The organism is Allobosea sp. AK1, from assembly GCF_006714945.1.
Lineage (GTDB): Bacteria > Pseudomonadota > Alphaproteobacteria > Rhizobiales > Beijerinckiaceae > Allobosea > Allobosea robiniae.
In genome coordinates, this window is sequence record NZ_VFMG01000001.1 from 2,838,713 (window position 1) to 2,855,563 (window position 16,851).

Below are 16,851 nucleotides of genomic sequence, written 5' to 3' on the forward strand. Positions count from 1 at the left end.
TCTAGTTCCCCATCCGGTCGCGCCATTGCCGCTCGCCGGCAAGGCAGGTCGCGATATTGCCGGACTGCGCCTTCTGGACCGTGGCATCGGCCGGCGCCTCGGCGATCTCGCGCAGCAGCTTCGTCTTCGTCGCCTCGACGAACTGGCTCTTCTCGCGGATTGGAATGACGAAGGCGCCGATCCCCGTGATGACGCAGTCGGTGTAGTAGGTGTCGAGATTGTCGATGTCGAAATAGCCTGCCTGTTTCAGCATCACCGGCAGGCCGTTGATGGCGATGCCCTTGGCACCAGCCTCGTCGCGCGCCGTGGTGACCGGGCGCCCGTCATTGTTGGCGCCGTCGCCGGAGATGTCGATCACGCGCCGCATCGCCGTCACGTTCGACTGCTCCAGCAATTGCACGCCGAGATCGATCGCGCCCGAGATTGATGTGCGCCGGCCGCGTCGTGTCGGCGCCTCGCCGAGCTCTTCGGCGAAGGCCATCGCCGCGGCCGGGCTGTCGATCACCTTCCACGGCCGGACGATGTACTGGAAACCGCCGCCGGCCCATTCGAAATAGGTCACGGCGATCTTGCCGATCGCGCCCTTGTCGATGGCGTCGTGAAGCTGCTTGGAGCGGAAGGCCTCGATATAGCCGTTGCGCTGCAAAGCGAGCTCGTCCAGATCCATCGAATAGGAAACGTCGACCGCCAGCACGAGCGCGACGTCGACCTCCTCGGGCGGTGGCGCCGCCGTCTGCGCTCGTGGCAGGGCGGGCTGCCAGAGCGCCGCCACTGCCAGACATGAGAGACCGTACAGCCAGCGCCGCATCGCCACCTCCGTCGCCTATTCGCGAAGGGAAGTGTGCGCTTGGCCGGGACGCTCGCCAAGCCGGAAAATCCGGCTGACGGCGCCTGTTTCGATAGCAAATTCGCGAGCGGCGCTCTCAGGCGGCGCGGCGGCCTTCGACGATGCCGATCGCGGCGGAGGCCGCCTCCTCGACGGTCAGCGCCGAGGTATCGAGCACCACCGCATCCTCGGCCGCCTTGAGCGGGGCATCGCTGCGGCCGGAATCGCGCGCGTCGCGGCGGCGGATATCGGCGAGGATGCCGTCGAGGGTGACCGCCTCGCCGCGCCCGATCAGCTCCTTGTGCCGGCGTGCCGCGCGGACTTCTGGTGTCGCGGTGACGAAGAGCTTGGCCGGCGCCTCCGGGCAGATCACCGTGCCGATATCGCGCCCGTCGAGCACGGCCCCGCCGGGCTGCGCTGCGAAGCGCCGCTGCCGGGTGAGCAGGCCGGCGCGTACCACCGGCATCGCCGCGACCACGGAGGCCGCCTCGCCGATCTCGCGGCCGCGCAGCCGCTCCTCAGGGAAGGCGGTCTCGTCGAAGCTATTGACGACCTGCTCGGCTGCGACGGCGTCGTGGATGTCGTGGCCGGCATCGAGCATGGCGCGCGCGACCATCCGGTAGAGCAGGCCGGTATCGAGATAGGGCAGCCCGTAATGCGCTGCCAGCCGGCGCGCGAGCGTGCCCTTGCCCGAAGCGGCCGGGCCGTCCACGGCGATGACGAGGCGGCCGGGCCGCGTCGCCGGGCTCATCCGATCTGGCCTCCGAGGCCGTTCATCAGCGGGATGAAGCTCGGGAAGCTCGTGGCGATCATGGCGCCGTCGTCGACCACGACCGGCTGCTCTGTCGCCAGCCCGAGGATGAGGAAGCTCATCGCGATGCGGTGGTCGAGATGGGTCGCGATCGGCCCGCCACCACGCACCGGTTCGCCGCCCGAGCCTTCGACGATGAGGTCATCGCCCTCGATCCGGCAGTTTACCCCGGCAGCCTTCAGCCCGGCTTCGACCGCGGCGAGGCGGTCGGATTCCTTGACGCGCAGTTCCTGCAGGCCGCGCATCCGCGTCGTGCCCGTGGCGAAGGAGGCGGCCACCGCCAGCACCGGGTACTCGTCGATCATCGCCGGTGCCCGCTCCGGCGGCACCGTCACGCCCTTCAGGCCGGAGGCGCGCACCCGCAGGTCGCAGACCGTCTCGCCGCCCTCATTGGCCTCGCGCTCGACGGTGATGTCGGCGCCCATCTCGCGCAGCGTGGTCAGCAGGCCGGAGCGCAGCGGATTGGTCATCACGCTCTCGATCAGGATGTCCGAGCCCGGCACGATCAGCCCCGCCACCAGCGGGAAGGCGGCCGAGGACGGGTCCGCCGGCACGACGATCGGCGCCGCCTTCAGCTCCGGCTGGCCCTTGAGCACGATGCGCCGGCCATGTTCGCCCTCAGGCGTCACCGTGATCTCGGCGCCGAAATGCGCCAGCATCTTCTCGGTATGGTCGCGGGTCGCTTCCGCCTCGATCACCGTGGTCTCGCCGGGCGCGGCGAGCGCGGCCAATAGCACGGCCGACTTGATCTGCGCCGAGGCGACAGGCGGGCGATAGACGATCGGGATCGCCTCCTTCGGACCGCGCAGGGTCAGCGGCACGCGCCCGCCTTCCTGCTGCGAGACGACGACGGTGCCCATCTGTTCGAGCGGGTCGAGAATGCGCCGCATCGGCCGCTTGCGCAGCGAGGCGTCGCCGTCGAAGGTCGTGGTGATCGGATGCGAGCCGCAGACGCCCATCATCAGGCGCGATCCGGTTCCGGCATTGCCGAAATCGAGCATGCCGGCCGGTTCGCGCAGGCCGCCGACGCCGACGCCCTGCACGCGCCAGGCGCCCGGACCGTCATGATGGACGATGGCGCCGAGCGCGCGGGCCGCTGCGGCGGTGCGCATCACGTCCTCGCCTTCGAGCAGGCCGGTGACCTTGGTCTCGCCGATCGCGAGCAGGCCGAAGATCATCGCCCGGTGCGAGATCGACTTGTCGCCGGGCACGCGGACGCGGCCCTTGAGGGGGCCGCCTGCGCGGGCGGTGACGGGGACGGGTTCATGGTCGTGGGACACGGGGCGCGGTCTCTGCAAGCGGGCCGAAAAGGAATGCGCGCAAGGCCGTAGCATGGTCGCGCGCGGCGCGCCAAGACGCGCGCGGCGCGGTGCGCGAAACCGTCGCTTCGAGCTCCGGGTTTGACGCTCCCTGCAAATCAGTATTTGACAGCATCGCTCGCCCCGACTAACGGACGCGCCTGCTTTTCAGAACATGATAGTTGAAGGTCCGACGCAGTGGCGAAACCGGAACTCGGAACGAAGCGCGTTTGCCCGGTCACGGGGCGCAAATTCTACGACCTGAACAAGGACCCGATCGTCTCGCCCTATACGGGGCAGGCTTATCCCCGGGCGATCTTCGAGCCGCAGGCCAAGGCCGCACCGGCGCCGAAGCCGGAGCCCGACGAGGAGGACGAGACCGAGTCCGCCGACAGCGCCGTCGAGATCGTTTCGCTCGACGAGGCCGATGCCGAGGCGTCGGAGAAGGAAGCCGTCGTCACCAGCGAGGACGATATCGAGGTCGAGGACGTCGGCGACGACGAGGACGACAACACCTTCCTCGAGGAAGATGAGGAAGGCGACGACGACGTCGCCGACCTGATCGATGGCGACATCGAGGGCGACGAGGACAACTGATCCTCAGCCTCTGAAAAAGATGACGACAAAGCGACATTAGGCGCTTGTGTCTTCCGCCCGAGCCGCCTATAGAGCGCTTCGTCGCCGCCGGGCGGCCCGGACGGAACCGCCGAGGCGGTACCAAAATCCGGTTGGTGATCGGTCCCCAAGCCGATCATCGCGAGTGGGGCCATAGCTCAGTTGGGAGAGCGCTTGAATGGCATTCAAGAGGTCGGCGGTTCGATTCCGCCTGGCTCCACCAAATCTCTTTCCTCCGCGAACGGCTGCCTTGGTTCGTTGCGGATCGACGCTTCGGCGCTCCCCAAATTGCGAACGGTCCGGGGCCGGCTGAAAGCGTGATGGAAGATCATCGCCGCGCCTGGCCTGATTCGTCCAAGCTCTGCCGCATATCGCGGATCGGCCGAGCCCGAGCGGCGGAATCGGCCAAGCGCTCCCTCCCTCTCGCCTCATCGACACGCTGGCGCGTCCCTTTGCTCCGCTGGAAGCCGCGAATCATCCCGGCGGCTTGCCGTGCGAGCGTCAGCGTGAGAGTTGCACGCTCCGGACAAGGAAGCAGGAATGGCCAAGCGCACGAAATCCAAAGCCCTCGATACCGAGTTCACCATGTTCGATGTCGTCTACGAGGACGGCTCGAGGACCTCGAACCGGCGCGTTCCGACGGCGTTGCTCGGCGGCCTGGACGGCGATGAGCCGGCCCGCACCGCCATCATGGAGCAGGATCAGGTCATTTCGGAAAAGTCGGGCAAGCCGCCCTTGGCGATCAAGACGCTCGCGCGGGCGTCCAAGTCGGCGGCCGAGCCGGATCCGCGCAAGGACGATCGCAAGAAGCGGTCGGCGTGACGTCGGGTTTGCAGAGCATTCTGCGCGAGCCGCGCTACGACCTGGTCAAGGCGCCGACGCCCTTGCAGCGGCTCTCCGGTTTCGAGCGAAAGCTCGGTCGTCCGCGCCTCTACATGAAACGCGATGACCTGATGGAGATCGGGCTCGGCGGCAACAAGCTGCGCAGCCTCGAATTCTGGCTCGGCGCCGCGCTGCGCGAGCACGCCGACATAGTGCTCGTCGCGGGCGGGGCGACCTCGAATCTCTGCCGCCTCACCGCTGCCGCCGCCTCGATGGCGGGGCTGGATTGCGTGATCATTCACAATGCCGAGGACAGCCCTGCGAATCGCGAGCGCTCGTTCCTGAACCGGCTGTTCGGCGCGGAAACCCGCTTCATCGGCCCGGTCGGCGAGGAAGAGCGTGGGGCGGCGATGAAGGCTGCGGCCGCGGAGCTGATGCGGCAGGGACGGGCGCCTTACATCGTCGGCGATGCCGTTCTGGGCGCGCTCGGCTATATCCTCGCCGCTTTCGAACTGCATGAGCAGTCGCAACGCGAATCGGCACCGCTCCGCCATGTCTTCCTGGCGGGCTCGATGGGGCCGACCGAGGCCGGCTTCATCTTCGGCAATGCCATGCTCGGCCACCCCTTTCAGGTTCATCTCGTCAGCGTCGAATACGGGCAGGCAGAGCTGGGGAAGCGCATCCGCCGGATCTACGAGGGCATCGGTGAGCGGACTGGCCTGGCGGTCGGTGATCTCGGCGAGGCTCCGCTGCACTATCACATGGCTCATCTCGGTGGCGGCTGGGGCGTGCCGACCCTCGAATCGGAAGCGGCGATCGTCGCCTTCGCCCGCACCGAGGGCATCCTGATCGAGCATGTCTACACGGCGAAGACCTGCGCCGGTTTCCTCGATCTCGTCGCCAACGGCACGATTCCGCCGGGCGAGCCGGCTTGCATCCTCCATACCGGCGGGACGGCCTCGCTGTTCTCGCAGCGCGAGCAGTTCAGGACTGTGAGCTGAGAGGCCCGGCCTCGACCCCGATCAGAAGCGCGAGCGCGGCCTGTAGGGCTGAGCCAGGTCGCGGGCATTGTTGAGGGCGAGCGCAAGCTCCGTGATGTGCAGCGCGAGCGCGCCCGAGAAACGCGGCGGTTCGCTGCGCCGGATCGCCTCGGCCTGATCCGCCACGCCGCGCATGAAATCGATCTGAGAGGGATAGCCCGGCAGGGCCCTGCTCATCGGCTGGGCCGGATAGGTCAGCTTGCGCCCCGGCGTCGGCTTCCACGGCAGCGCACGCCCGAGCTTCGCTTCGGCCCGCGTCAGAATGCGCCCGATCAGCGGCCGCGGCGCACCGGTCTCCCCGACCTGGACGACGGAACGGTTGTCCCAGAGGTCCCGCACCGTCAGCGAGCCCTTCTCGGCGAAGACCTGTAGCGAGCGGTCGCGGGGCGCGGCAAGCCCGTTGGTCAGCCTTGCGACGACGCCCGAGCGGAAGACCAGGCACCCCACGGAGAAATCCGGTGCCATCGTGATCCGTTCGGTGCCCGGTCCCTTGTCGGGGAAGGTCACGGCGGAGAAGGCGGTCAGGCTCTCGACCGGGCCGAACAGCGTCACCAGCCAGGACAGCGCGTAGCCGGCATGTTCCAGTGTGCAGCCGATCTCGAACTCGTGCAGCCCCGGCCAGGGCGCGCCCGAGCGCGAGCGCCAGCTTGCCCATTTGTCGCGGAAGACCGGGCCGTCCTCCAGCGCGGCGTAGACCAAGCGAGGCGTCCCGATCCGGCCGGAGCGCAAGGCGTCCTCGACGAGGCGATGGGCATCGCTGAGCCCGTTGGCGGGCGCGGTGGCGAGCGTCAGCCCGGAGCCTTGCGCCTGCGCGACCAGCGCCTCGGCCTGCGCCAGCTCCATCGCCAGCGGCTTTTCGCAATAGACATGCTTGCCGGCCGCGAGTGCTCGACTCGTGATCTCGTAATGGCTCTCCGGCGTCGTCAGGTTGACGACGATCTGCACTGCGGCGTCAGCCAGCAGGGCATCGAGATCCGGATAGGCCGGCACATTGTGGAAGGCGCGGAAGGCTTCCAGCCGCGCGCTGTCGCGATCCCAGACGCCGGCGAGCGTGAGCGTCGGGTGGTTCGCCAGCGTCGTCATGTAGTAGTCGGCGACGAAACCCGTACCGACGAGCGCGATCTTCATGCTTGAACCCATTCCATCGACCGAAAGCCGACGAAATGGCCTCTATCAGGCAAGGATGAAGATCGGCTTTCGCGGAAATGCGGCTTATGCCGCGCCGATCGCGTTCGACGGCGTCTGCCGATCGGTGATCTGCTGGCCGAACAGGCTGCCGGCGAGCTCCACCGCGAGGCGGGCCGTCTGGCCGCGATCGTCGAGGAAGGGGTTGAGCTCGACGATGTCCATCGAGCGGACCAGTCCGGAATCGTGCAAGAGCTCCATCACCAGATGTGCCTCGCGATAGGTCGCGCCGCCCGGCACGGTGGTGCCGACGCCGGGCGCCAGCGGCGGATCAAGGAAATCGACGTCGAACGAGACATGCAGGACGCCGTTGGCGGCGCGCACCTTCTCGATCACCTTGCGGATCAGCACGCCCACGCCATGCTCGTCGATGGCGCGCATGTCGGCGATATCGACACCGCGCGCCTTGACCGCCGCCTTCTCGAGCGGGTCGATCGAGCGGATGCCGAACAGGCTGAGCTGCTCATGCGAAATCGAGGCGCGCGGCTCGGAGCCCAGCAGGTCGTCGAGCCCGGCCTCGCCGCAGAGGAAGGCCGAGGACATGCCGTGCATGTTCCCGGAAGGAGAGATCGCCGGCATGTTGAAATCGGCATGGGCGTCGAGCCAGAGCACGAAGAGCTTGCGGCCCTGCTCCTGCCAGTGGCGGGCGACGCCGTTGACCGAGCCCATCGACAGGCTGTGGTCGCCGCCGAGGAAGATCGGCGTGTCGCCGGAGCGGGCGAGCTCGTAGGCGCGGGCGCTGAGCGCGCGCATCCAGGCGGCGATCTCGTTGTAGAAGCGGGCATTGGCCGGGGCCGGGCCGTCGACCGTGGTCAGGTCGCGCGGCAGGATGTCGCCATGGTCGCTGACCGTGTAGCCGAGGCTTTCCAGCACGCTGACGAGGCCGGCGGTGCGCAAGCCGGCCGGGCCCATCAGGGCGCCGCGGCGCGAGGCGCCGACCTCGATGGGCGCACCGAGCAGGGCGATGCGGCCCTGGGAAGCGGGAGCGTTCGTGGTGGAGGCGGTCATGCTGGCGGTCCGTTGACAGGATTGCGAGGGGCGTCACGCGCCGATGCGCCGTCCATGGCGCATCGGCTCCCACCTGTCGAGTGGCGCGCTTGCGTAACCGGTTGATGTCAGCCGAGGCCGAGCACGCCGCGCAGCCTGGAGAGATCCTCCGCCAGCGTCGTGATCATCGCGGCCAGCACCTTGCGGTCGGCCTCGCTCAGCTTGTCATAGGTCTCGAAGCCGCCGTCCTTGAGCTTGTACTTCGCCAGCGTCTTGTCGACGGTCGCGAAATTGGCGTCGATCTTGCCGGCCAGCGCCTTGTCTTCCTTGACGACGAGCGGCCGCAGCAGGTCGACGATCTTCTTGGCGCCGTCGACATTGGCCTGGAAGTCCCAGAGATCGGTATGGCTGTAGCGGTCTTCCTCGCCGGAGATCTTGGTCGCCGCGACCTCCTCGATCAGCGCCGCCGCGCCACCGACCATCTTGTCCGGCGGAACCGTCAGGCCCTTGATGCGGCTCTGCAATTCGGTGACGTTGGCGATGAGCTTGTCGGCGAAGGAAGCAAGCCCTTCCGTGCTGTTCTTGGCGAAGAGCCCGTATTCGAGGCGGTGGAAGCCGGTGAATTCCGGGTCCTCTTCCTTCTTCTCATGGTCGTCGGCGCGCGCGTCGATCTTGCCGTCGAGATCGCTGAACAGCTCGGCGACGGGCTCGATCATTTCGTAGGAGACGCGCGTCGGCGCATAGAGCGCCCTGGCCTTGGCGAGGTCGCCGGCCTTGACCGCGTCGGTGAAGGTTTTGGTGTCCTTCACCAGCTGGTCGACGCCTTTCGAGACATAGAGCTTGTATTCGGCGACCGGCGCCACGAGGTCGAGCGGCGAGGCGGCCTGCGCCGATCCGACGGTCACAGCGGCGATCAGGCTGGCTCCGGCCAGCCCTGCGAGACGCAAGCTCATATCAATCTCCTGTCTTGCGGGGGGAAGAGGTCGTCGAGGCCGGTGCGATGCCGCGCGCGGCCTGGATCAGCCCGGCGCCTAGATAGCTCCCGCCATCCGGCACGCCCGGCAGGGCGAAGAAATAGCCGCCACCGACGGGCTTGATGTATTCCTCCAGCGGCTCGCCATCGAGCCGCTTCTGCACGGCGATGAAGCTGCGCTCGAGGTCCTGCTGGAAGCAGATGAAGAGCAGCCCCATGTCGAGCTGGCCGGCGCGCGTGACGCCGTTGGAATAGTTGAAAGGCCGGCGCAACATGCGGCTGCCTTCGGTCTCCGGCCGGCGCGGATTGGCGAGCCGGATATGGGCATCCAGCCTGGTGCGCTTGCCCTCGGGATCGTCGGCATAGACCGGTTCGTCATATTCGCGTCTGCCGCCGAAGGGCGCGCCGCTCGCCTTCTCGCGGCCCATGATCGCTTCCTGCTCGCCCAGCGGCGTGCGGTCCCAGCGCTCGACGAAATTCCGGATGATCCGGACGACCTGATAGCTGCCATTTGCGGCCCAGTCCGGCTCACTGGGGCCAGATTGCACCCAGACGAGATGGTCCATCAGCGCGGTGTCGGCGGCGTCGGGATTGGCGGTGCCGTCGCGGAAGCCGAGCAGGTTGCGTGCGCTCTCGGCCGGTTCGCCCTGCTTCGGCTTGAGCACCGGCACCGTGCCCTCCTGCTTCCAGCGCAGCAGGAGCAGGTCCGGTGCGTTCTTCAGGATGTCGCGCAGCGCATGGATACTGGTATCGGCGGTGTTGGCGCAGAATTGCAGCAAGAGGTCGCCATGGCAGAGCGCGCCGTCGAGCGCATCGTTGCGGAAGCGTTTCATCCGCTGCAGATGCTTCGGCTTGAGCGGCCCGAGTCCGAAACGCTCGTCGAAGAGCGAAGCGCCGAGCGCGATGGTGACGGTGAGATTGTCGGGCGCGATGACCGGCCCGAGGATGCCGCTATCCGGCGGCGGAAAGCCCGGATCGGCGGTCGGGGCTTCTCCGCCCTGCATCAGGAAGGCGATGCGCTCGCTGAGCAGCCGGAACAGCCGTTCGAGCTCGTCGAGCGAGGTCGCGGTGACGTCGAAGGCGGCGACGAGCCCGGTCGCCGGGCGCGGCGTGACGATGCCGGATTGATGGATGCCATGGAAGGGCTGGCGCTGTGCGGTCGTGCCGCTTTCCGGCGCTGCCGCCGGGTTCTGGGCCGGTTCGGTCGCTGCCTGCGCCAATGAGGCGTTACCGAGGGCGACTGCGCCGCCGGTCAGGAGCGCGCGTCGCGAAGGGGTGAAGGGATTGGTCGGCTTGGTCATGACTTGCGCTCCGCTTCGGGCAAAGCGAGCGCCTTGCGCATGGCCGCGAGATCCTCGGCCAGCGCCCGCAGCGCCCCGCCCGGCTTGGCGTCGTTGGGCAAGGCCACGAGGTCGGCCCGGACGCGCCCTGCCAGCTCGGGGTCGACGCGTGCCGTCAGCGGCAGCAGCAGCTTTGCGATATCGCGCGCGGCGGCGACATCCTCGGGCGAGCCGGTCTCGCTGTCCGGAGGCGACAGGAGGTTGATCGCGCCGGCCAGCATCGTATCGGGCAGGACGGTGCGCTGGGCGAGCGCGGCGCGGAAGGCCTCGGCATCCGCTGCCGTTGCATCGCCCGCCAGGGCCGCCTGCAGCTTGCCGAAGAGGGTTTCGAGTTCGGCATCGCCCGCCGCCGCGGGCCGGAGGGCGGGTAGCAGCGCAGCAGCCTCACGATGGGCCTTGCCCGCGGCCTGCGTATCGCCGGCGCCCCGTGCCTTTTCGAGGGCGTCGAGCGTGGTGCCGAGCGCGACCGAACGTTCGCTCAGGAAGGCGCGATATTCGGCGGCCGGCCCGACCACGTCCATCAGGGTCAGGGCCGGGTGCGGCTGCGTCGTCGAAGCCTGCACGACCAGGCGGCCGCGCGGTGCGCTCAGTAATCCGCAGGTGATGGCGTATTCGCCCGGATCGAGCCGTGTCGTCAGCCGCCGCGACTGGCCGGGCGCGATATTTTCGCGTTCCTCCACGACCATGACGCCCTCGAGGATCTCCCATTCCAGCACGCGCTCGCCGCGATTGGTCACGACGAAGCTGGCCTTGCCGGCGGGGATCGTCAGCGATGCCGGCTGGCAGGTCCGGTCGGTGATCGCGATGGCGATATCGGCCGTGCCGGCCTGGGCCGCTCGCCGTGCGCCGGTGCCGGCCGCATAGATGAAGGCGCCGGCACCGCCACAGACCAGCAGCAGCGTGCCGATGCCCGCCAGTTTCAGGCGGGGCGAGCGCCGCGTTTCGAGGCGGGGCGCTGCGGCTGCCTGTTCCGGCCGGCCGCCAGCCAGAAACAGGGCGAGCATCGGGATCAGGAAGGCGAGATAGGCGATGACTTCGCCGAGCACCGCCCGCTCCTGATAGCCGAAGAAGCCGGAAAGGACTGTGCCGAGCGCACTGTCGGCCGGCAGCATCGTACCGAGATCGTAGACGCTCTGCTGGAGATGGTTCCAGAGCCCGGCCTCGTGCAGGGAACGTACCGCATTCGCGACGAGTCCGGCCGCAACGAACAGGATCAGGATGCCGGTCCAGCGGAAGAAGCTGCGCAGGTTGAGCTTCACCCCGAGCGCATAGATCGCATAGCCGATGATGGCCGCCAATCCGATGCCGAGTCCGGCTCCAATCGCAGGAGCCCAGCCGCTGTTCTGCTGGAAGGTGGCGAGCAGGAAGAAGACGGATTCGAGCCCCTCGCGCACGACGGCGAGGAAGGCGAGTCCGACCAGCGCGAGCCCCTGATGTGGGCCTGCCAGCGCCATATCGACGCCGGCCTGCAATTCGCCCTTGATCGAGCGCGCCGCCTTGCGCATCCAGAACACCATCGAGGTCAGCATCGCCGCTGCGATCAGGCCGATCACGGCCTCGAACAATTCCTGTCCGCGCTGGGGCAATTCACCGACGATGATGTCGAGCGCCGCGCCGGCCGCGAGGCTCACCGCGCAGGCGAGGCCGACGCCGATCCAGAGCGCCGGCAGCCACTCGCGCCGCCCGCTCCTGACCAGATAGCTCGCGACGATGCCGACGATCAGCGCGGCCTCGATGCCTTCGCGGAGCATGATGAGAAACGGTACGATCACGGCGAACCCGGCCCGGTTGCACGTCGCGATCAGGCTATTCGCGGCGCAGATCCTCCGTGCCTAGGCAGGCGCAGCGCAGGGGTCAACCAAATCCTGATAGTTTAGAATGATCGTAAACTATTGAGAATGCTCCGGATACTTGCGAGAGCATGGAGCTGCACGCGTCTCGGCGTTGTCGTCTTGCCGCTACCGTGATGCTCGCCCCGGTGGCGAGCATGACGTCTTGAACACCGCATCGGACAAGGGAAGACGTGGATGGCCGGGACAAGCCCGACCATGACGGCGAGGCCGCGCCTCCTCACCGCCGCTTCAGCAGGATCATCTTCTCCTGCGTCATGTCATGCATCGTGTAGGGGATGCCGCCAGTGCCGTAGCCCGAGACGCGCCGGCCGGCGAAGGGCATCCAGTCGACGCGGAAGCTGGTCGGATCGTTGACCATCACGGCGGAGGCGTCGAGCCGGTTCGCCGCACGCATCGCGACATCGATGTCCTGCGCGAAGATGCTGGCCTGGAAGGCGACGGGCAGGGAATTCGCCCGCGCGATTGCGTCGTCGAGCTTGCTGTAGCGGTAGATCGCGACGACCGGGCCGAACACCTCCTCGCTGGAGATGCGGGCTTCCGGATCGGGATCGATCAACACGGTCGGCTCCAGCGTCGTCTCCGAGAGCCGCTTGCCGCCGGTCGCGAGCCTCGCACCGCCTTTCACGGCCTCGTCGATCCAGGAAGCGACGCGGTCAGCCTCTTTCGGGATGATCAGCGGGCCGACCTCGGTATCGGCGAGCGTCGGATCGCCGGTGCGCAGCTTCTTCACGCGGGCGACCAGCCGCTCGGTGAAGTCGTTGATGACCGCATCATGGACGTAGATCCGCTGCGTCGACACGCAGACCTGGCCGGCGTGGTAATAGCCGCCCTTCACGATCGGCTCGATGATTGCGTCCAGATCGGCGCTCCTGTCGACGATCGCGGGCGCGACGCCGCCATGCTCCAGCGCCGAGCGGGCGCCATGGGCGAGTTTCGAATGCAGGTACCAGCCAACCTTGGCCGAGCCGATGAAGCTGAGGAAGGCGATGCGCGGATCGGTCGCGAACTTTTCCGCCTGCGCCGTCTCTGCGGGCACGAAGGTCTGGCACCAGGCTTCCGGCAGCCCGGCCTCATGCACCAGCTTGACGAAATCGATGCAGGAGAGCGGCGTCGTACCGGCCGGCTTGACGATGACCGGGCAGCCGACCGCGATCGCCGGCGCGACCTGATGCACGATCAGGTTGAGCGGGTGGTTGAAGGCAGAGATCGCCGCGACGATGCCGATCGGCTCCTTGGTGGTGAAGGCCCAGCGATCGGCCGCCGCTGCGGAGAGGCCCATCGGGATCTCGCGCCCGGCGAAGTTCCGGAGCTCCTCGGCGGCATTGTAGACGCCGTCGACGGCCCGGTTCGCCTCGACGATGGCGTCCGGCAGCGGCTTGCCGCCTTCGCGCGCGATCTGCATGGCGAAATGGTCGCGCCTGGCTTCGAGGAGGCCGGCGAGCTTGCGCAGGATCGCGATGCGCTGATGCGGCTTCAGCCAGTTGTCGCGATCCTTGAAGACGGCCTCAGCCGCCTGGAGCTTGCGTTCGAGCGCGGCCTCGTCATCGGTCTCGATCTCGGTGATCGGAGCGCGGTCATAGGCTTGAACAACCTGGAGCATGGTCGTCTCCTTGAATTCGCTTGAAGTGCCGGGGATCAGGCGAGATCGACGTCCGGCACTTTGTTCCGGAGTTCCTCGACGAGGACGCGGGTGTTCTCGGAATAGTCGATCGGGCAATCGACGAGGTGGACACCGCCGCCCTTGAAGGCGGCTTCCAGAGTGGGCACCAGTGCCTCGGCCGAGGCCACGCGCGAGCCCTTGGCGCCATAGGCCTTGGCATAGGCGACGAAATCCGGATTGCCGAAGGTCATGCCGTAATCCGGAAACTGGTCGACGGCCTGTTTCCAGCGGATCATGCCATAGGCTCCGTCATTGAGGACGAGCACGACGAGGTTGAGCCCGAGCCGGACCGCCGTCTCCATCTCCTGCGAGTTCATCATGAAGCCGCCATCGCCGCAGACGGCCATGACGCGCCGTTCCGGATGCAGCATCGCCGCCATCATCGCCGAGGGCAGGCCAGCCCCCATCGTCGCCAGCGCATTGTCGAGCAGGAGCGTATTGGCGACATGGGTGCGGTAGTTCCGCGCAAACCAGATCTTGTACATGCCGTTATCGAGGCAGACGATGCCGTCCTCCGGCATCACCGCCCGCACGTCGTGGACGAGCCGCTGCGGCGTCACCGGGAAACGGTCCTCTTCCGAGCGGGCATTGATCTTCGCCAGGATCTTCTGGCGCAGTTCCAGCGTCTGCTTCTGCTCGGGCAGCTTGCCTTCCAGCCGCTCGGCAAGCCCGGTCATCGTGACGCCGATATCGCCGATCACCTCAGCGTCGGGGTGATAGACCTGCTCGACATTGGCCGACTGGAAGCCGAGATGGACCACCTTCGGCCCGCCGGCATTGCGCATCAGGAAGGGCGGCTTCTCGATCGTGTCGTGGCCGACGGCGATGATCAGGTCGGCTGCGGCGACGGCCTCATGGACATAGTCGCCCTCGGAGAGCGCCGCCGTGCCGAGATAGAGGTTCGAGCCGCCGGTGACGGCGCCCTTGCCCATCTGGGTGTTGAAGAAGGGCAAGCCGATGCGGCGTACCGCGGCCGAGAGCGGCTCGACCAGGCGCGGCCGGTTGCCGGCGGCGCCGATCATCACCAGCGGCCGCTTCGCGGCGAGGATCATCTGTGCAGCCCGATCGATCGCTCCGGCCGGCGCGATCGGCCGGTCCAGCGGATGGACCGGGATCGCCGGAATGTCTTCGACCTCCTCGGCCGCCACGTCCTCCGGCAGTTCGAGATGGACGGGGCCCGGCCGCTCCTCCATCGCGACGCGGAAGGCGTCGCGCACCACCGAGGGAATGCTGGCGGGGCTGACGATCTGGCGCGTCATCTTGGTCAGCGGGCGCATCGAGGCGACGACGTCGACGATCTGGAAGCGCGCCTGCTTGGCGGTCATGATCGCCTTCTGCCCGGTGATGAGGATCATCGGCATCGCGCCGAGATGGGCATAGGCCGCGCCGGTCGAGAAATTGAGCGCGCCCGGCCCGAGGGTCGCGATGCAGACGCCGGGGCGGCCGGTCAGGCGCCCATGCGTCGCGGCCATGAAGGCGGCGGCCTGCTCGTGCCGCGTCAGCACCAGCTCGATCTTCGATTTGCGCAGGGATTCGACGACGTCGAGATTTTCCTCGCCGGGAACGCCGAAGACGCGATCGACGCCCTCGTTCTCAAGCGCCTCGACCAGAAGATCGGAACCCTTCTTCATCGCCCGTGCCTTTCGCGGAGAGAGCCTCGCCGGACAGCAAGGCTAGGCTCTCGACGTAGGAACGCAACCGGGGGCGTGTCAGGGCGAGCGGCGCATGGCTGTTCTGCCCGCCAGCGGCTTGCGATGATGGGCTGATACCGGCTCAGGCCGCCTGTTTCAGCGCAATCTCGAAGGGCGAGAACGTCACCGCGCCGCCCCGCACCGTGACCAGCGTGTTGCAGGGCAGGGCCTGCCAGCATTCGCGCGCGGCATCGACGGGCTCGGAAGCGACGACGACGCTGTCGGGCCGTTCGCAGACATAGAGGCTCGGCGGCTTGGTGTCCGAGGACCAGCGGACCGCATGGATGCTGTCGCCGTCGGCCAGCGCCGCCGCGCAGCGCAGCGGCTCGCGGATGCCGGCCTGTTCCATCAGCGCGAGCGCATCGACAATCGCTGCGGCCAGCGCCTGGCCGGGCGCCATGCCCTCGGCCAGATGGGAAAGGGTGAGCAGGAACAGCGCTTCGGAATCGGTCGAGCCGGCACGGGCGTCGTAGAGCGAATCCGGAATCAGGGCCTCCAGCCGCCGGCGGATCGTGCCATAGCCGCCGATCTGGCCGTTATGCATGAAGAGGTAGCGGCCATGGACGAAGGGGTGGCAGTTCGCCCGCGTCGTCGCTGTGCCGGTCGCGGCGCGGACATGGGCGAAGAACAGATGCGAGCGCACCTGCCGTGCGATCGAGAGCAGGTTCTCGTCGGACCAGGCGGGCCTGACCTCGCGGTACTGGCCGGGCTCGGGCCGCTCGCCATACCAGCCGACGCCGAAGCCGTCGCCATTGGTGCCGGTCTTGGCTTCCTCGGCATGGAGCGACTGGTGGATCAGCGAATGGCAGGGCGAGGCGACGAAGTCCTCGAGGAAGACGGGAACGCCGGAATAGGCGAGGAAGCGGCACATCTGCGCCTCGAATCGATGGGGTGGAAGCAGCCGGGAGAATAATGTTCTCCGAAGATGAATGCGAACATAACGATTATTCGCTTCGCCGCCGACGACACTCTCCCGCCATCTGCTGACGCGAAAACAGGCAGCCGCGACCCCGCCTTTCGTCCAATGGATAAGACCCGTACCGTCTTGCGTGGCGCGCATCCCTCCTATACCGATCCTGCCGACAAAGGGGCGGAAACGGCGCAGAATTGCGCCCTCACGGGAGCGGGAATGTGAAGGGTCTCCTTGCCATCAGCCGGGTCATCGACGCGGTCAACAGCCAGATCGGCAAAAAGATCGCCTGGCTGATCCTCGTCGCGGTCCTCGTGGCGGCGATCAACGCCATCATCCGCAAGGTCTTCAACGTCTCGTCGAATGCCTGGCTCGAACTGCAATGGATGCTGTTCGGCGCGGTCTTCCTGATGTGCGCGTCCTGGACGATGCAGGTGAAGGAGCACATCCGCATCGACATCGTGAACAGCATGCTGCCGCAGCGCGTGCGGCAATGGATCGAGCTCATCGGCCATGTGCTCTTCCTGATGCCGTTCTGCCTGCTGATCGTCTATCATTCCTGGCCGTTCTTCATGCGCTCCTACGCGATCAACGAGCAGTCGCTCTCGGCTGGCGGCCTGCCGCAATGGCCGGCCAAGGGGCTCGTCGTCATCGGCTTCGTGATGCTGACCTTCCAAGGTGTTTCCGAGATCATCAAGCAGATCGCGATCATGCGTGGCGACCTGGAGGATCACGAGGCGGCGCTCGGCCATGCCGCGGCGGCCGAGGCGGAAGCCCAGCGCCTGCTCGACCAAGCCAAGGAACAGGGCCTCGCCTCGTGAGCGGCCCGCAAGAAGTCCG

Annotated in this window: 15 protein-coding genes, 1 tRNA gene and 1 pseudogene; 5 read left to right on the forward strand and 12 right to left on the reverse strand. The window is 67.5% G+C overall.

Annotation, left to right across the window (positions count from 1 at the left end; genetic code table 11):
- Nucleotide 1: 1 nt before the first annotated feature.
- The 3 genes from FHT98_RS14025 to aroA form a co-directional block, all read right to left on the reverse strand.
- Nucleotides 2-808: a DUF1194 domain-containing protein gene (locus FHT98_RS14025; RefSeq protein ID WP_142114413.1), complete on the reverse strand. Its 807-nt coding sequence runs from the start codon at nucleotides 806-808 to the stop codon at nucleotides 2-4.
- Between the two features lie 115 nt (nucleotides 809-923).
- On the reverse strand, nucleotides 924-1,577 hold the full coding sequence (cmk, locus tag FHT98_RS14030) for a (d)CMP kinase (RefSeq protein ID WP_142114414.1): 654 nt from the start codon (nucleotides 1,575-1,577) through the stop codon (nucleotides 924-926).
- Complete coding sequence (aroA, locus tag FHT98_RS14035; RefSeq protein WP_142114415.1) at nucleotides 1,574-2,917, reverse strand: 3-phosphoshikimate 1-carboxyvinyltransferase; 1,344 nt, start codon at nucleotides 2,915-2,917, stop codon at nucleotides 1,574-1,576. Before aroA ends, cmk begins: the two co-directional genes overlap by 4 nt.
- Nucleotides 2,918-3,133: 216 nt before the next feature.
- Between aroA and FHT98_RS14040 the strand changes: the two genes are divergently transcribed.
- From FHT98_RS14040 to FHT98_RS14055, 4 genes are all read left to right on the forward strand, one after another.
- A complete protein-coding gene (locus FHT98_RS14040) occupies nucleotides 3,134-3,532 on the forward strand; it encodes a TIGR02300 family protein (RefSeq protein WP_061971736.1) in 399 nt (132 codons plus the stop codon).
- A gap of 165 nt (nucleotides 3,533-3,697) precedes the next feature.
- Nucleotides 3,698-3,773 (forward strand) — tRNA-Ala (locus FHT98_RS14045).
- A 317-nt stretch (nucleotides 3,774-4,090) separates the two neighbouring features.
- Nucleotides 4,091-4,372, forward strand: coding sequence for a hypothetical protein (locus tag FHT98_RS14050; RefSeq protein WP_061971738.1), 282 nt, complete (start codon nucleotides 4,091-4,093; stop codon nucleotides 4,370-4,372).
- Nucleotides 4,369-5,373 (forward strand): 1-aminocyclopropane-1-carboxylate deaminase/D-cysteine desulfhydrase, encoded by a 1,005-nt coding sequence (locus tag FHT98_RS14055; protein ID WP_248309221.1) that lies wholly within the window; start codon nucleotides 4,369-4,371, stop codon nucleotides 5,371-5,373. Before FHT98_RS14050 ends, FHT98_RS14055 begins: the two co-directional genes overlap by 4 nt.
- A 21-nt stretch (nucleotides 5,374-5,394) precedes the next feature.
- Here FHT98_RS14055 and FHT98_RS14060 read toward each other — a convergent pair whose 3' ends face one another.
- The 9 genes and pseudogenes from FHT98_RS14060 to FHT98_RS14095 form a co-directional block, all read right to left on the reverse strand.
- Nucleotides 5,395-6,540: a Gfo/Idh/MocA family protein gene (locus FHT98_RS14060; protein ID WP_142114416.1), complete on the reverse strand. Its 1,146-nt coding sequence runs from the start codon at nucleotides 6,538-6,540 to the stop codon at nucleotides 5,395-5,397.
- A gap of 84 nt (nucleotides 6,541-6,624) precedes the next feature.
- Nucleotides 6,625-7,605, reverse strand: coding sequence for an arginase (gene rocF, locus FHT98_RS14065; protein WP_061971742.1), 981 nt, complete (start codon nucleotides 7,603-7,605; stop codon nucleotides 6,625-6,627).
- Between the two features lie 107 nt (nucleotides 7,606-7,712).
- The gene (gene efeO / locus FHT98_RS14070) at nucleotides 7,713-8,537 is read right to left on the reverse strand and encodes an iron uptake system protein EfeO (RefSeq protein WP_142114417.1); all 825 of its coding nucleotides are present in this window, start codon (nucleotides 8,535-8,537) and stop codon (nucleotides 7,713-7,715) included.
- Nucleotide 8,538: 1 nt separating this feature from the next.
- Nucleotides 8,539-9,858, reverse strand: a complete 1,320-nt coding sequence (gene efeB, locus FHT98_RS14075) for an iron uptake transporter deferrochelatase/peroxidase subunit (protein WP_142114418.1) — start codon at nucleotides 9,856-9,858, stop codon at nucleotides 8,539-8,541.
- The gene (locus FHT98_RS26470; RefSeq protein WP_465246931.1) at nucleotides 9,855-10,820 is read right to left on the reverse strand and encodes a cupredoxin domain-containing protein; all 966 of its coding nucleotides are present in this window, start codon (nucleotides 10,818-10,820) and stop codon (nucleotides 9,855-9,857) included. Before FHT98_RS26470 ends, efeB begins: the two co-directional genes overlap by 4 nt.
- Before the next feature lie 33 nt (nucleotides 10,821-10,853).
- Nucleotides 10,854-11,669 (reverse strand): annotated as a pseudogene (efeU, locus tag FHT98_RS26475) (iron uptake transporter permease EfeU); the annotation flags it as partial.
- A 298-nt stretch (nucleotides 11,670-11,967) separates the two neighbouring features.
- Complete coding sequence (locus FHT98_RS14085; RefSeq protein WP_142114420.1) at nucleotides 11,968-13,350, reverse strand: aldehyde dehydrogenase family protein; 1,383 nt, start codon at nucleotides 13,348-13,350, stop codon at nucleotides 11,968-11,970.
- 35 nt (nucleotides 13,351-13,385) lie between these two features.
- Entirely contained in the window at nucleotides 13,386-15,041 is a 1,656-nt protein-coding gene (locus FHT98_RS14090; protein WP_091857246.1) for an acetolactate synthase large subunit, read from the reverse strand.
- Nucleotides 15,042-15,183: 142 nt separating this feature from the next.
- Complete coding sequence (locus tag FHT98_RS14095) at nucleotides 15,184-15,972, reverse strand: class II glutamine amidotransferase (protein WP_091857245.1); 789 nt, start codon at nucleotides 15,970-15,972, stop codon at nucleotides 15,184-15,186.
- A 260-nt stretch (nucleotides 15,973-16,232) separates the two neighbouring features.
- Here FHT98_RS14095 and FHT98_RS14100 point away from each other — a divergent pair, with 260 nt between their 5' ends.
- On the forward strand, nucleotides 16,233-16,832 hold the full coding sequence (locus tag FHT98_RS14100; protein ID WP_061971754.1) for a TRAP transporter small permease subunit: 600 nt from the start codon (nucleotides 16,233-16,235) through the stop codon (nucleotides 16,830-16,832).
- The last annotated feature ends 19 nt before the right edge of the window (nucleotides 16,833-16,851 follow it).